Origin of the sequence: Eikenella sp. NML99-0057 (assembly GCF_001648535.1) — a bacterium.
GTDB lineage: Bacteria > Pseudomonadota > Gammaproteobacteria > Burkholderiales > Neisseriaceae > Eikenella > Eikenella exigua.
The window spans coordinates 17,365-31,717 of sequence record NZ_LXST01000002.1 but is presented as its reverse complement, the minus strand read 5'-3'; the positions used below and the strand labels follow the sequence as shown (position 1 = coordinate 31,717).

General features: G+C 49.1%; 20 protein-coding genes and 1 pseudogene. 2 read left to right on the top strand and 19 right to left on the bottom strand.

What is annotated here, in order from left to right:
- Window positions 1–71: 71 nt before the first annotated feature.
- Window positions 72–2,144: pseudogene (metG, locus tag A7Q03_RS03645) on the top strand (methionine--tRNA ligase); the annotation flags it as partial.
- Window positions 2,145–2,287: 143 nt separating this feature from the next.
- Window positions 2,288–2,794 (top strand): hypothetical protein, encoded by a 507-nt coding sequence (locus A7Q03_RS03640; protein WP_067447434.1) that lies wholly within the window; start codon window positions 2,288–2,290, stop codon window positions 2,792–2,794.
- Between the two features lie 76 nt (window positions 2,795–2,870).
- Here A7Q03_RS03640 and A7Q03_RS03635 read toward each other — a convergent pair whose 3' ends face one another.
- The 19 genes from A7Q03_RS03635 to rpsN form a co-directional block, all read right to left on the bottom strand.
- Window positions 2,871–3,446 (bottom strand): hypothetical protein, encoded by a 576-nt coding sequence (locus A7Q03_RS03635; protein WP_156502927.1) that lies wholly within the window; start codon window positions 3,444–3,446, stop codon window positions 2,871–2,873.
- A gap of 112 nt (window positions 3,447–3,558) precedes the next feature.
- The gene (locus A7Q03_RS03630; RefSeq protein WP_197474742.1) at window positions 3,559–4,869 is read right to left on the bottom strand and encodes a deoxyribodipyrimidine photo-lyase; all 1,311 of its coding nucleotides are present in this window, start codon (window positions 4,867–4,869) and stop codon (window positions 3,559–3,561) included.
- A 2-nt stretch (window positions 4,870–4,871) separates the two neighbouring features.
- Window positions 4,872–5,927 (bottom strand): lipopolysaccharide heptosyltransferase II, encoded by a 1,056-nt coding sequence (gene waaF / locus A7Q03_RS03625; protein WP_067447430.1) that lies wholly within the window; start codon window positions 5,925–5,927, stop codon window positions 4,872–4,874.
- Between the two features lie 182 nt (window positions 5,928–6,109).
- Entirely contained in the window at window positions 6,110–6,301 is a 192-nt protein-coding gene (locus A7Q03_RS03620) for a zinc-finger domain-containing protein (RefSeq protein ID WP_067447429.1), read from the bottom strand.
- A 634-nt stretch (window positions 6,302–6,935) separates the two neighbouring features.
- Window positions 6,936–7,322, bottom strand: coding sequence for a 50S ribosomal protein L17 (rplQ, locus tag A7Q03_RS03615; RefSeq protein ID WP_067444105.1), 387 nt, complete (start codon window positions 7,320–7,322; stop codon window positions 6,936–6,938).
- A gap of 27 nt (window positions 7,323–7,349) precedes the next feature.
- Entirely contained in the window at window positions 7,350–8,327 is a 978-nt protein-coding gene (gene rpoA, locus A7Q03_RS03610; RefSeq protein ID WP_067442718.1) for a DNA-directed RNA polymerase subunit alpha, read from the bottom strand.
- 30 nt (window positions 8,328–8,357) lie between these two features.
- A complete protein-coding gene (rpsD, locus tag A7Q03_RS03605) occupies window positions 8,358–8,978 on the bottom strand; it encodes a 30S ribosomal protein S4 (RefSeq protein ID WP_067442716.1) in 621 nt (206 codons plus the stop codon).
- A gap of 17 nt (window positions 8,979–8,995) precedes the next feature.
- Window positions 8,996–9,391 carry a 30S ribosomal protein S11 gene (gene rpsK / locus A7Q03_RS03600; RefSeq protein ID WP_067447428.1) on the bottom strand — a complete coding sequence of 132 codons (396 nt, stop codon included), beginning with the start codon at window positions 9,389–9,391 and terminating at the stop codon, window positions 8,996–8,998.
- A 13-nt stretch (window positions 9,392–9,404) separates the two neighbouring features.
- Window positions 9,405–9,770: a 30S ribosomal protein S13 gene (gene rpsM, locus A7Q03_RS03595; RefSeq protein WP_067447427.1), complete on the bottom strand. Its 366-nt coding sequence runs from the start codon at window positions 9,768–9,770 to the stop codon at window positions 9,405–9,407.
- Window positions 9,771–9,829: 59 nt separating this feature from the next.
- The gene (gene rpmJ / locus A7Q03_RS09735) at window positions 9,830–9,943 is read right to left on the bottom strand and encodes a 50S ribosomal protein L36 (protein WP_049259016.1); all 114 of its coding nucleotides are present in this window, start codon (window positions 9,941–9,943) and stop codon (window positions 9,830–9,832) included.
- A 19-nt stretch (window positions 9,944–9,962) separates the two neighbouring features.
- Window positions 9,963–10,181 carry a translation initiation factor IF-1 gene (gene infA, locus A7Q03_RS03590; protein WP_049259017.1) on the bottom strand — a complete coding sequence of 73 codons (219 nt, stop codon included), beginning with the start codon at window positions 10,179–10,181 and terminating at the stop codon, window positions 9,963–9,965.
- 24 nt (window positions 10,182–10,205) lie between these two features.
- A complete protein-coding gene (gene secY / locus A7Q03_RS03585) occupies window positions 10,206–11,477 on the bottom strand; it encodes a preprotein translocase subunit SecY (protein WP_067447425.1) in 1,272 nt (423 codons plus the stop codon).
- Between the two features lie 49 nt (window positions 11,478–11,526).
- Window positions 11,527–11,967: a 50S ribosomal protein L15 gene (rplO, locus tag A7Q03_RS03580; protein ID WP_067442709.1), complete on the bottom strand. Its 441-nt coding sequence runs from the start codon at window positions 11,965–11,967 to the stop codon at window positions 11,527–11,529.
- Window positions 11,968–11,973: 6 nt separating this feature from the next.
- Window positions 11,974–12,159 (bottom strand): 50S ribosomal protein L30, encoded by a 186-nt coding sequence (gene rpmD / locus A7Q03_RS09730; protein WP_082880671.1) that lies wholly within the window; start codon window positions 12,157–12,159, stop codon window positions 11,974–11,976.
- A 1-nt stretch (window position 12,160) separates the two neighbouring features.
- A complete protein-coding gene (gene rpsE / locus A7Q03_RS03575; RefSeq protein WP_067442707.1) occupies window positions 12,161–12,667 on the bottom strand; it encodes a 30S ribosomal protein S5 in 507 nt (168 codons plus the stop codon).
- Window positions 12,668–12,697: 30 nt separating this feature from the next.
- Entirely contained in the window at window positions 12,698–13,051 is a 354-nt protein-coding gene (gene rplR / locus A7Q03_RS03570) for a 50S ribosomal protein L18 (RefSeq protein WP_067442706.1), read from the bottom strand.
- A 16-nt stretch (window positions 13,052–13,067) separates the two neighbouring features.
- Window positions 13,068–13,601 carry a 50S ribosomal protein L6 gene (gene rplF / locus A7Q03_RS03565; RefSeq protein WP_067447422.1) on the bottom strand — a complete coding sequence of 178 codons (534 nt, stop codon included), beginning with the start codon at window positions 13,599–13,601 and terminating at the stop codon, window positions 13,068–13,070.
- A 33-nt stretch (window positions 13,602–13,634) separates the two neighbouring features.
- Complete coding sequence (rpsH, locus tag A7Q03_RS03560) at window positions 13,635–14,027, bottom strand: 30S ribosomal protein S8 (RefSeq protein WP_067447420.1); 393 nt, start codon at window positions 14,025–14,027, stop codon at window positions 13,635–13,637.
- 18 nt (window positions 14,028–14,045) lie between these two features.
- Window positions 14,046–14,351, bottom strand: a complete 306-nt coding sequence (gene rpsN, locus A7Q03_RS09725) for a 30S ribosomal protein S14 (RefSeq protein ID WP_049259020.1) — start codon at window positions 14,349–14,351, stop codon at window positions 14,046–14,048.
- Window positions 14,352–14,353 lie beyond the last annotated feature (2 nt).

The following is a 14,353-nucleotide window of genomic DNA, read 5'->3' as shown; positions in this document are numbered from 1 at the left end:
TAGCCTTTGCGTCTGCTAAGGGCAGGCCCTTTGTGGCATAATACCGCCCATTTCCATCTTTCCAACAACCGCTAATCATGACCAAATCACTGCAACGTAAAATCTTGGTTACCTCCGCCCTACCCTATGCCAACGGCAGCATCCACCTCGGCCACATGGTCGAACACATTCAAACCGACGTTTGGGTGCGCTTTCAAAAACTGCGCGGCCACGAGTGCCACTACTGCTGCGCCGACGACACCCACGGCACGCCCGTGATGCTGGCCGCGCAAAAACAAGGCATCGCGCCCGAAGACATGATTGCCAAAGTGCGCGAAGAGCACATCGCCGACTTCACCGGCTTCCACATCGGCTACAGCAATTATTACAGCACCCATTCACTTGAAAACAAACAGTTTTCCGAACAGATTTACCGCGCGCTGAAAGCCAACGGCAAAATCGAAAGCCGTGTCATCGAGCAGCTTTTCGACCCTGAAAAACAAATGTTCCTGCCCGACCGCTTCGTCAAAGGCGAATGCCCCAAATGCCACGCCCAAGACCAATACGGCGACAACTGCGAAGTCTGCGGCACGACCTATTCCCCGACCGAACTGATTAACCCGTATTCCGCCGTTTCCGGTGCCAAACCCGAATTGCGCGAATCCGAACACTTCTTCTTCAAACTGGGCAAATGCGCGGGCTACCTGAAAGAATGGACTTCCGGCAACAACCCGCACGACGGCAAGCCCCATCTGCAAGCCGAAGCCCTCAACAAAATGAAAGAATGGCTGGGCGAAGGCGAAGAAACCACCCTGTCCGACTGGGACATCTCTCGCGACGCGCCATATTTCGGTTTCGAAATCCCCGACGCGCCGGGCAAATACTTCTACGTTTGGCTGGACGCGCCTGTCGGCTACATGGCGTCGTTTAAAAACCTGTGCGACCGTATCGGCATCGATTTTGACGAATACTTCAAAGCCGACAGCCAAACCGAGATGTACCACTTCATCGGCAAAGACATCCTCTATTTCCACGCCCTGTTCTGGCCCGCCATGCTGCATTTCTCCGGCCACCGCGCCCCGACCGGCGTGTACGCACACGGTTTCCTGACCGTGGACGGACAAAAAATGTCCAAATCGCGCGGCACCTTCATTACCGCCAAATCCTATCTGGAACAAGGTCTGAACCCCGAGTGGATGCGCTACTACATCGCCGCCAAACTCAACAGCAAAATCGAAGATATCGATTTGAACCTGCAAGACTTTATTTCCCGCGTAAACAGCGACCTCGTCGGCAAATACGTCAATATCGCCGCCCGCGCGTCAGGCTTTCTGGCCAAACGCTTTGAAGGCCGTCTGAAAGACGTTTCAGGTAGCCTGTTATTGCAAAAACTCGCTGCCGAAAGCGACGGCATCGCCGAGCAATACGAAAACCGCGAATACGCCCGCGCCCTGCGCGACATCATGGCATTGGCAGACGCGGTGAACGAATACGTCGATGCCAACAAGCCGTGGGAGCTCGCCAAACAGGAAGGTCAGGACGAACGCCTGCATGAAGTATGCAGCGAACTCATCAACGCCTTCACCATGCTGACCGCCTACCTCGCCCCCGTGTTGCCGCAAACCGCCGCCAACGCCGCGCGTTTCCTCAATCTGGACGCGATTACCTGGGCGAACACGCGCGAAACCCTAGGCGAACACGCCATCAACAAATACGAACATTTAATGCAACGAGTGGAGCAAAAACAAGTGGACGATTTAATCGAAGCCAACAAACAAAGCATTGCCGCCGCAGCCGCGCCTGTTGAAGACAGCAAATACGAAAAAGTTGCCGAGCAGGCCAGCTTCGACGACTTCATGAAAATCGACATGCGCGTTGCCAAAGTATTGAACTGCGAAGCCGTCGAAGGCAGCACCAAACTCTTAAAATTCGACCTCGATTTCGGTTTTGAAAAACGCATCATTTTCTCCGGCATCGCCGCGTCTTATCCCAACCCTGCCGAATTGAACGGCCGCATGGTTATCGCCGTCGCCAACTTCGCCCCACGCAAAATGGCAAAATTCGGCATATCCGAAGGCATGATTCTCTCCGCCGAACTGCCAGACGGCTCCTCCCGTATCCTCAGCCCCGATACTGGTGCTCAGCCCGGGGATAAGGTTTGCTAAATGCGGAAAGGTTATCTGAAAATTGTTAGCTTCGCAGACACTACACTACTGTGCTGCATTGAAACCTTGCTTTCAGATAGCCTTTTCTGATACATTCTACTGCCGTTTCTTGCTGAAGCAACTCTGCTAGAGGAATCAATATTATGAAAAAATCCCTCGCCCTCCTGCTACTGGCCTCCTTCGCCGTGCCTGCCTTTGCTCAAACCCGGCCAGGCACCGACCATGCCTCACTGGCTGCCGAGTGCGAGCAGCTAATTAAAGATACCAACACCTTGGCCAACGGCACGCTCTGTTATCGGGAAAGCCCGGAAGCATCAAGCTATTTCAACGATTTATCCATGATACTGCTGTTTAACCACCCCAAAGTGGATCAATGCCGCCAGCAAGCTAGGCAATCTCCAAATCAAAGCCATACGGCCCGCCCCACCAACGCTGATTTGGGCAAACTGTGCGCCGAGAGCCGAGTCGAACGCGCCCGTCTGCGCCGTGAGATTGAAACCTATCTCGACAGCAAAATAGCCGAATACGCCTCTGCAGAAGCCCCCAAACGCGGCATCTCCGCTGCAGAACTGCTGCACCAAACCCGCGCCAAGGAAACCGAGCGCCGCGCCAAAGTGGATGCCGCCATACGCCGGATAGACGGCCGTTAAGCAGCATATACCTGCAAGCAAAGGGCTACCTGAAAATTTGTTTTCAGGTAGCCTTTCCATATGCTCAAGCAGCCGTTTATTTCTGTTGCTGTGGCGCGCTCATCTGCTCCTGCCAGCGCTGCATATTCTGCTCCAATTGCGTTTGGTTGATGATACCGGCCGAAGCAAACAATACCATAACGACCATGGCCGTTACCAATAAAGTACAGAAACCAGCAAAATAGCCCAGCAACACCTGCCACAGACGCACGCCGCAGAGGCGGGCATAGCCCATCACACCCACGGCAAACGCCCAAGCCATCCAAACTTGCAGCAACAGCGCCAAAGCAGGCACATACAGCACCAACAAGGCTGGCACGGTGAGCACATCGGTGAGCAGCGTGTAGCCCCACAAGGATTGCCGCCGGCCGCCGAGTGCGCCCATCAGCCGGGTCATCACGCCGGCAAACACCGGCCATTTCACCAAATTTAGGCAAAACACAAACACCATCATGTCGTATTGCCCGGTCAGCACGGGCGAAAGCATCGCTGTGTTCACGGCAGCCACCATTACCAGCGCGCCCAGGCAATCCGGCAGTGAGTAGGCGTATTCTTCGGCAGGGCGCAATCGCAGCCGCATCAGGTTAGCGGCATCGCTCATCAATCGGTACATGGCAAGCAGTCGTTGGTTGTGGAAAGGCGGAATTATAGCGCCAAAGCTAGAGGCTACCTGAAAGCGGCAACGAAGTTAACCGTTTTTCAGGTAGCCTCTTCATCGCCCTGCCCTAGCGCGCCCGATAATCTACTACCGGCGCTGGGTAGCCGTTGGTGTTCACTTCCGCTGTGGCCAGCCACGGGGCATGGATACGACGGCTATCGAGGTGCGCCAACTGCGGCAAATGGCGGCGAATGAATTGGCCGTCGGGATCGAGCTTTTGCGACCAAACCACGGGGTTGAAGGGCTGCCGCTCAACCCGCTTGCCGCCCAAACCGGCTGCCAGCTGCCAGTTGCCGCTATTGGCGGCGGGCTCGAAATCCAGCAGCTGGCAGGCAAACCAGTCGGCACCATCCTGCCAGCGGCCGCCCAGCACGCGGCAGAAAAAGGCGGCGCAGAAACGGCGCAGGCTGTGCGGCAGCCAGCCGGTATCGCGCAAGAGGCGCATGGCGGCATCGGCCAGCGGGTAGCCGGTTATGCCTTGCTGCCAAGCGGCCAGCAGTGCTTGATTGGTCTGCCCGGCGGCGCGGTGTTCGGGCAGGCCATGCTGCAACACATCGGGATATTGGCGGAAATAATGCTGCCAAAATTCGCGCCGTGCCAAAGCTTCGTGCCAAGCGGCGGCATCAGGCACGTTACCGGCTGATGCCCACACTCGGCGCACCGACAGCGTGCCGAGCACCAGATGCGGCGAGAGCTGCGAGCTGCCGTGTTGGGCGGGCAGGTCTCGTAGCACGGCGTAATACGGCAGGCGCGGCAAAAATTCGGCCAGCTGCTGCTGGGCGGCAGTTTCGCCACCGGGAATGGTGAGCACGGCTCGAGGGACAACAGGCAGCGCGGCGATTTTCAAATTTTCAGGTAGCCTTTGCTGCTGCGCAGCCAAATCCGGCGGAGGCCAGATCGGCGCTTGCCAAGAGGCATATTGTTCAACACACGCGGCCTGCCAGGCTACCTGAAACGCGGCAAAGGCCGGCTCATTGAAATACGGCTCACGGATAAATTGGAAGGGCGGCTGCAATAAGCCGTCGGCCACGCTGTACAAACGGCAGCCCTGCTTTTCCAGCGCGGCACGTAATGCGCCCTGCCCAGCCCCGTCGCTTGCACACACTATTTCCACCGCGCGGCAATGTGCCGCCGTTTCGGCCACCGCCTGCACGGGATTGCCTTCACGCACATACAGCGGAATACCGCACTCGGCCAGCCGCGCCTGCAAATCGCGCAGGCTCTGCCAAATAAAATAGCGCCGCCGCGCCGTAAGCGTGCTTTCGCTCGGCCAGACATACAGGCCGAGCAGCGGACGGCCGCTGCGGGCGGCTGCTTGCAGGGCGGGCTGATCGTCGGTACGCAGGTCGTGGCGGAACCAGACTAAGGTGGTGGGCACACTCATTTTGCGGGGGTTTCCGGCGTTTGTTCGGGGAAGCGAGAGCAGATGGCACGGCAGCCTGCTTGGTGCACCAATTCCGGTTCGAGCTTATTGAGGCAGTCGGTGTGGCCCAGCGGGCATTCGCGCTTGAAACAGGGGCTGCACTCGAGGTGCAGGCTCACCACCTGCGCGTGCGGACTCAGGGGTGGGGTGTGCTCGGGGCTGGACGAGCCATAGACGGCGGCCAACGGGCGGCTCAGCGCGGCAGCCAGATGCATCAGGCCGCTATCGTTGCACACCACGATTTGCGCCAAGGCGAGCAAATCGATGGCTTCGGAAAGGCTGGTGTGCCCGCACAAATTGGTGCAGAGGCTACCTGAAAGCCGCTGCACTTCTTCGGCGGTTTCATGGTCTTTGGCCGAGCCGAACAACCAAATCTGATAGCCTTCGGCGGCATAGCGTTTGGCCAGCGCGGCAAAATGGCGCGGCGGCCAGCGTTTGGCCGGGCCGTATTCCGCACCTGGGCAGAAGGCGGCGATTGGCCGGGCGTTGTCCAAACCATGTGTCTGCATGGCGGCTTCGCTGGCAGCAGCGGAAACGGCGAGGCGGGGGAAATCGCCGGGGCGCGGTTCGAACGGCACGCCTTTCGGGTAGGCCAAGGCGGTGTAACGATCAACCATCAGCGGCAACGCGGCCTTATCCAGCTTGCGGATGTCGTTGAGCAGCAGATAGCGGCTCTCGCCCACATAGCCGGTGCGCTGCGCGATACCACCGGCGCGGGCAATCAGCGCGGATTTAAATGAGCCGGGCAACACGATCACTTGGTCATAACCGCACCGCGCCAGTTCTTTGCCCAGCCGCCAACGCTCGCGCAGCCGCAATGCGCCGTGAGCGAAGGGGTTTTCCAAAATCCGGTTGATTTCGGGCATGCGTTCGAACACGGCCATCGACCACTTGGGCGCAAATATGTCAATCCGGCAGCCGGGATGCAATTCGCGCAGGTGGCGGTAAAGCGGCTGCGTCATCACGCAATCGCCAATCCAAGAAGGAGAGATGATGAGGATATTTTTGGGCATGGCAAGGAATCGGCGGGATATAGCGAATGAATTTAACGTTCGCTATAGAACAGCGGCGTAGACATTTTTCAGGCAGACTCTGGCGGCTTTGGTATGCCGTTATAGAGGGATTCCTGTAGTAATGCTAAGAGGGCCAAGGCGGTAACAGTTGCGAACTGCCCCACTATACTAAAACCAGAGCGTTAGTGATGCCCACCTACTTCGCCGTTGAGCTGATAGATGCTGCCACAATACGAGCATTCGATGCTGCCGTTGGAGGTAATCGGCAAAAATACACGCGGTTGGCCATCCCAGGCTTCGTGCGTGGGGCCGCTGCAATGTAGAGGCAGATCAGCAGGCGTGATAACGATGGGAAGCTGTACTTGGTAGGGCATGGTGGGTATCCTTATTAGATAATTGGTGTGTTGGTTGCAGGAAAGCATTTTGTACACAGGGTTGCTAGCAAATTAGCCTAGTCTTGGCTATGTATTAGCTTGCTATACTGCCTTATATTGGGAATGTATTTAGCCGGCCGATTGGTGGATCTGGCTAACCTTAAGGGATTATACCGATGCTTGGATAGGAGGTGTAGCAGATAGCTATTGCGGGGGTAGATTAGTATCCGCAGCTGGAATACGAACAAAGCTGCCTGAAAATAGTGTGCCAATCATAAGAATTGAGAGCACTGAATAAACGGGATTAGTGTCCTGTCCATCAAGATAGGATACTACACCGAAGTTCAGCAAAAGTAGCGGAGTTGTGCATGATTCCAAATATGGGACGATTAGATTCAACGCCTTTCAGAAGAGAGCTTTGAAGAAAGAAGGAGTTGGCCATTTAATTGTTGCATAAATAGAATATAAATTTAGTTTGCTTTGCCACACTCCTCTGTGCTGTCCGCAACTTACCACCTTGTCTCATCCCTATTTGGAACAAATATAAAGCTTAATTCAAAGCCCAACAAATAAAAAAAGCCGAATTCTATGTAATCCACAGAATTCAGCTTTCAGCAACAGCTCAATCAAACAGTTATGCAGCCTCAGTATTTGAGTCTTCAGCGGCCAAATCGGTCAATTGCACCAATGCTAACGGCGCATTGTCACCTTTACGGAAGCCATATTTCAAAATACGAACATAACCACCATTGCGGCTGGCAAAACGAGTACCCAACTCATCGAACAGTTTCACTACAACATCTCTGTCGCGAGTTCTGTTAAAGGCAGTACGACGATTAGCCAAAGAAGGCTTCTTACCCAAAGTAATCAAAGGCTCTACTACTCGTCTCAACTCTTTAGCCTTAGGCAGAGTAGTTACAATAGTTTCATGGGTTAAAAGCGAATTAGCCATATTACGCAACATCGCTGCACGATGGCTGCTTGTGCGGTTTAATTTGCGGTTGGCATTACCATGACGCATAATTTTATTATCCTTTTCAATTAAATATTAAGGCTTATCTAAACCAACAGGTGGCCACACATCCAATTTTGAGCCCAAGGTCAAGCCTTTTGAAGCCAATACTTCTTTAATCTCGTTTAAAGATTTTCTGCCAAGATTCGGGGTTTTCAGCAATTCGGTTTCGGTTCGCTGAATCAAATCACCAATATAGTAGATATCTTCAGCTTTCAAGCAATTCGCTGAACGAACAGTCAATTCCAAATCATCTACTGGGCGTAGCAGAATCGGGTCGATATGCGGAGCTTCTTCTTTAGACTCTTCAACCGGTGTCCCTTCCAAGTCAGCAAATACCGACATTTGATCAATCAGTATCCGAGCTGCTCGACGCACTGCCTCTTCCGGATCAATTGCACCATTGGTTTCAATATCTAAAACCAAACAATCCAAGTCCGTCCGCTGCTCCACACGAGCAGCCTGAACCTCAAAGCTAACACGATGAACAGGAGAAAAGTTGGCATCCAAATGAATAGCGCCAATTTGCTTGTGGTCATCATCCCTGCTACTAACAGTTTGATAGCCACGACCCTTTTCTACAGTAATTGTCAGTTCAATCTTGCCATTATCAGACAAGCGGCAAATAACATGTTCTGGATTAATTACTTCCACATCATGCGGCAATTCCAAATCAGCAGCAGTTACTACCCCACTACCTGATTTATTTAAGCTAACCTGGACCGAATCACGTCCCTGAAGCTTGAATACCACTCCTTTAATATTCAGCAATATGTCTACAACATCTTCCTGAACACCATCTAAAGTAGAATATTCATGCAGTGCACCGTCAATTACCACCTCTGTAGGTGCAAAACCATTCATTGATGATAGCAATATACGGCGCAACGCATTGCCTAATGTATAACCAAAACCCCGCTCAAATGGCTCCATAAAAACTTTTGCACGCGTTGCAGACAAAGCATCTACATCAATCTGTCGCGGCTTCAGAAATTCATAGGTGCTGTTTTGCATTTAACTGCCCCCTTTTTTGAGCCAATGAAATTATTTTGAGTAAAACTCAACCACTAACTGCTCGTTAATATCACTATACAAGTCAGCACGGTCAGGCATATTTCTAAATACGCCCTCTTGCTTATCGACATCTACAGAAACCCAGCTTGGCAAGCCAATTTGAGCAGCCAATTGCAATGATTCTTGGATACGAACCTGTTTTTTAGCTTTTTCCCGCACAGAGACAGTATCTCCCGCTTTTACCTGGAAAGACGGGATATTAACTACTTCGCCATTCACTAAAATTGCTTTATGGGATACCAACTGACGAGCTTCCGCACGAGTAGAACCAAAACCCATGCGATATACCACGTTATCCAAACGTGACTCAAGCAGCTGCAACAACAGCTCGCCAGTCGCACCCCTACGACGTGAGGATTCAGCAAAATAACGGCGGAACTGTCTCTCTAACACACCATATAATCTACGGATTTTTTGTTTCTCACGTAGCTGAATACCATAGTCAGACAAACGACCTCTTCTTGCACCATGCTGACCAGGAGCGTTTTCAAGTTTACATTTTGACTCAATAGGACGGCGCGCACTTTTCAAAAAAAGATCGCTACCTTCACGACGAGCTAATTTGCATTTAGGGCCAATATAACGTGCCATAAGTTAATTACTCCAGATTAAATACGACGTTTTTTAGGTGGACGACATCCATTATGAGGCAATGGAGTAACATCGGTAATACTTACAATCTTAAAACCGATAGCATTTAGAGAACGAACAGAAGACTCTCGACCAGGCCCAGGCCCTTTAATGCGAACTTCCAAATTTTTCACACCATATTCCTGCGCAGCCTTACCAGCTGCTTCAGCAGCTACCTGAGCGGCAAAAGGGGTGCTTTTACGAGATCCTTTAAACCCTGCACCACCAGATGTAGCCCAAGACAGAACATTACCCTGTCGATCAGTAATGGTAATTATAGTATTATTAAAAGAGGCATGAATATGGACAATACCATCATTCACTACTTTCCGTACTTTTTTACGCGCACGCGCAACTGTAGTTGCTTTAGCCATTTAACTTAATCTCCTAACCCTTTTTGCCTGCAATTGCCTTACGAGGACCTTTTCTAGTACGGGCATTAGTCCTAGTACGCTGCCCACGACATGGCAAACCACGACGGTGACGAAACCCACGATAACAACCCATATCAATCAGTCGTTTGATATTCATAGTAATTTCACGACGCAGATCACCTTCAATTTCATACTGCGCAACCTGCTCACGCAAAGCATCTAACTGCCCCTCTGTCAAATCCTTTACCTTAATATCAGGAGCAATAGCTGCATTATTACAAATCAATTTTGCGCGACTGGCGCCAATACCATAAATTACCTGCAAACCAATTACAACATGGGCATTATTAGGAATATTCACTCCTGCAACACGAGCCATTCTTCGTTTCCTTTTAAGACGAAAAGCTACACAAGCATAGCATATTTTATTTTAAACAATTAGCCTTGTCGCTGTTTATGACGTGGATCTGTGCAGATCACTCTCACAACGCGATTGCGACGAATAACCTTGCAATTGCGACAAATCTTCTTTACCGATGGTTGAACACGCATTTATTTTCCTTTTCATGATTTAACGAGCTCGAAAAACGATACGAGCACGGGATAAGTCATAAGGTGTCATTTCTACAGTAACCTTATCACCAGGTGAAATCCGGATATAGTGCATTCGCATCTTCCCAGAAATATGTCCTAATACTTCATGGCCATTTTCCAGTTTAATTTTAAAAGTCGCATTAGGCAAAGTCTCCAATACCTCGCCCTGCATTTGTATAGTATCTTCTTTAGCCATAATCTCTTTACTTACATAGTACAATTACTTCTTAGCTGAACCTTTCCTCATTAAATGCTCATACTGCTGATTCATACGATAGGAAGCAACCTGAGTACCAAAGTCCATAGTAACAACAACCAAAATAAGAAGAGACGTTCCACCCAAATGAAATGGAATGCCGAGCACTCCCGTAACAAACTCTGGAATCAAGCAAATAATAGTTATATACAACGCACCAAAGAAGGTAAGGCGCATAACCACTTTTTCCAAATAATTTGAGGTTTGTTCACCTGGCCGAATACCTGGGATGAAAGCCCCACTTTTCTTCAAATTCTCAGCCATTTCTCTTGGGCTAAATACTAACGCAGTATAAAAATAGCAGAAGAAAATTATGGCCGCTGCAAATACTACCAAATATAAAGATTTACCTGGGGAAAGATTAGCAGCGATAAAATCAACAAATACATTACCATCCACTCTTTTATCCAACCACCCAATAATTTGAGACGGGAATAAAATTACGCTAGATGCAAAAATTGGAGGAATCACGCCTGCCATATTTATTTTAAATGGCAAATGGGTTTTCTGTCCTTGTACAATTCGGTTCCCGATTTGTCGACGCGCATAATGAATAGGAATCTTACGCTGAGCACTCTCAATATAAACAACTATATAGATCAGGCACAACCCACCGAACAATACAAAAAGAATTGCCCCATAGCCACTAGCACCAGTAATTGCCAGATTCAACAAGTTACTAACCGCGCTAGGGAGAGCAGCCACAATTCCTGCTGTAATTAATAATGAAACACCATTACCAATACCACGCTCAGTCATCTGCTCTCCAAGCCACATCAAGAACATGGTTCCGGTTACCAGACACGTAATTGTAGAAATGTAGAACTCTGACCGTCCAATCACTACAAGATCTGGTTGCTGATAAACAAACGCTGCCGCTGTAAATGCTTGTACTATCGCAACAATCAGAGTTCCCCAACGAGTATATTTGGTCAAAGCTCGGCGTCCCGCTTCCCCTTCCTTTTTCAAGGCCTTTAACGATGGTAGTACCTCAGCAACCAATTGAATAATAATAGATGCTGAAATATATGGCATAATTCCTATGGCAAAAATACTAAACCTCTCTAAAGAACCACCAGAGAAGAGATTAAGCATCCCCAAGATACCGGCATTACCTTCCTTAAAACTATTAGCGAGTGCTGCAGCATTGACTCCAGGTACAGGAATATGAGCCCCTACCCTAAAGACGATAAGAGCCCCGAGCAAAAATAACAGGCGTCTTCTCAAATCATTCATTCTTGCTAAATTCCTAATTACAGCCACCTCTCGGTATTTTCAACAAATATCAAGACAACTCTACAACCCCACCAACAGCCTCAATAGCTGCCTGAGCACCTTTGGTAACCTTAACGTCGCCACGAACAGTAAGTACTTTAGCAATAGACCCAGTAGCAACCACTTTAACCGCGCTCACCTCAGAGTTTAATAAGCCGTTTTGTTTTAATGTTAGGATATCAACCTCTTTACCATTTACTTTATTCAAGTCAGACAAAGTAATAACTGCTGCTTTCAAAGAAGAGATTGGCTTAAAACCCCTCTTGGGAAGGCGGCGTTGAAGAGGCATCTGCCCGCCTTCAAAACCAACCTTATGAAATCCACCAGCACGGCTTTTTTGCCCTTTATGTCCACGACCACACGTTTTACCAAGACCACTACCAATACCACGTCCAACACGACGCTTAACATGGATAGAGCCTGCAGATGGTTGAATTGTATTCAAAAACATAAATAATTAGCCCCCAACCTTCAAGAGATAACTTACTTTATTAATCATTCCACGATTTTCAGGAGTATCTAACACTTCAACTGAATGATGCCGATGGCGCAAACCCAAGCCCTGGACACACTTCCGATGAGATTTAACCGTACCAATCAAACTCTTAGTAAGCGTTACAATAATTGTCTTTTGCGTACTCATCTTAAACCCCTAACTCTTCCACAGACATACCGCGTTTAGCTGCCACCTCACTCGGGGTATATAATTTTACCAAACCGTCTAAAGTGGCTCGAACGATATTATATGGATTAGTAGAACCATGTACTTTTGCAGAAATATTATGAACCCCCATTGCTTCAAAAATTAGTCGCATTGGGCCACCGGCTTTTACACCGCTACCTTCTTTTGCAGGCTGCATAAACACCTTTGTAGCACCATGTTTACCAACCACCTCGTGGTGAATAGTTCCATTATTCAATGATACCTTAATCATTGAACGTCTAGCCTGATCCATAGCTTTCTGAACCGCAGCAGGCACTTCTTTAGATTTACCCTTACCCATTCCGATACGGCCATCACCATCACCAACCACTGTCAGTGCTGAAAACGCCATGATTCGACCACCCTTAACCACCTTGGTGACACGATTAACGGCAACCATTTTTTCAATCAAGCCATCATTACGTTCTTCAATATCTTGCTTTGCCATTATCTGATCCTCAAATCTGTAACTATTATCCTAGAAATTCAGGCCATTTTCACGAGCGGCCTCTGCCAATGCTTTGACACGCCCATGATACTGAAAACCAGATCTATCAAAAGCAACTCTTTCAATACCTAATGCTTTAGCTTTTTCCGCAATTCTTTTACCCACTAAAGATGCAGCTTGAACATTACTGCATGAGTCTAAGCTTTTTCTTACCTCTGACTCTACTGTGGAAGCCTGAGACAAAACAATACCACCACTTGCATCAATTATTTGTGCGTAAATATGGTTATTACTTCGAAATACGCACAACCTAATCTCTCCAAGTTGCTTTATGCGCGCACGCGCTTTATGCGCGCGACGAGCTCTTCTAGTATACTTATCCATGAATGCAATTCCTTAGCTATTTTTTCTTTGCTTCTTTCAAAACTACCACTTCGTCCAAATAGCGTACACCCTTACCTTTATAAGGCTCAGGAGGTCGAAAACCACGAATTTCAGCTGCTACCTGCCCTACAATTTGCTTATTGGCGCCCTTCAGCGCTATCTCCGTGGGAGACGGTGTCTGAACAGACACACCTGCTGGCATATCATAAACAACAGGATGCGAGAATCCCAAAGAAAGATTTAAGGTAGAGCCCTGGGCCTGTGCACGATACCCCACACCAACCAACTGTAACCTTTTCTCAAATCCTTCAGCCAACCCTTTAACCATGTTAGCTGCAATCGCCCGAATAGTACCTGACATTGTATCTGCTTCTTTAGTATCAGTAACAGCAGAAAATACTAACTGCCCATCAGCAAACTGAACCAAGATACTACTAGGCACTGCAACACTTAACTTGTCACTCTTATTCTTTATTACCAACTTACCAGCCCCAAGCTCAACATCAAGACCAGCAGGGACATGCACTGGATTTTTTGCTATACGAGACATTTTAAATAAAGCTCCTTAATTGGCCACTTAAAGTTAAGCCACGATGCACAACAACTCACCACCCACACCTGAGGCAAGAGCCTTATGCCCAGTCATCACGCCCTTGGATGTACTAACGATAGCAATACCCAACCCATTCATAACTCGCGGAATTGAATCTGCACCCTTGTACACCCTTAAGCCGGGACGAGAAACTCGCCTAATCTGCTCAATTACCGGCTTTCCCAGGTAATACTTCAACTGAATTTCCAAAACGGGCTTCACACCAGAAGACACCGAAAAGCTATCAATATACCCTTCCTCTTGCAGAACTTTAGCAATTGCACATTTCACCTTAGAAGAAGGCATAGCAACGGAAGCTTTATTTGCACGCTGCGCATTACGAATGCGAGTCAGCATATCAGAAATAGGATCATGCATACTCATTACTATTTATCCTTAAATTTACCAGCTGGCCTTAATAACACCAGGAATCTCACCACGCATCGCAATCTCGCGAATCTTAGTACGCCCTAAGCCAAACTTACGGAAGGTGCCACGTGGTCGACCCGTTAAAGCACAGCGTCTTCTTTGACGAATAGGTGATGCATTTCGAGGAATAGCTTGAAGCTTTAAACGAGCCTCAAATCGCTCTTTATCACTTACCCCAGCATCATTAATTACTGCAAAAATTGCAGCCCTCTTTGCAGCATACTTTTTTGCAAGCGCAACGCGTTTAGCTTCTCGATTAATAAGAGCTTTTTTTGCCATGA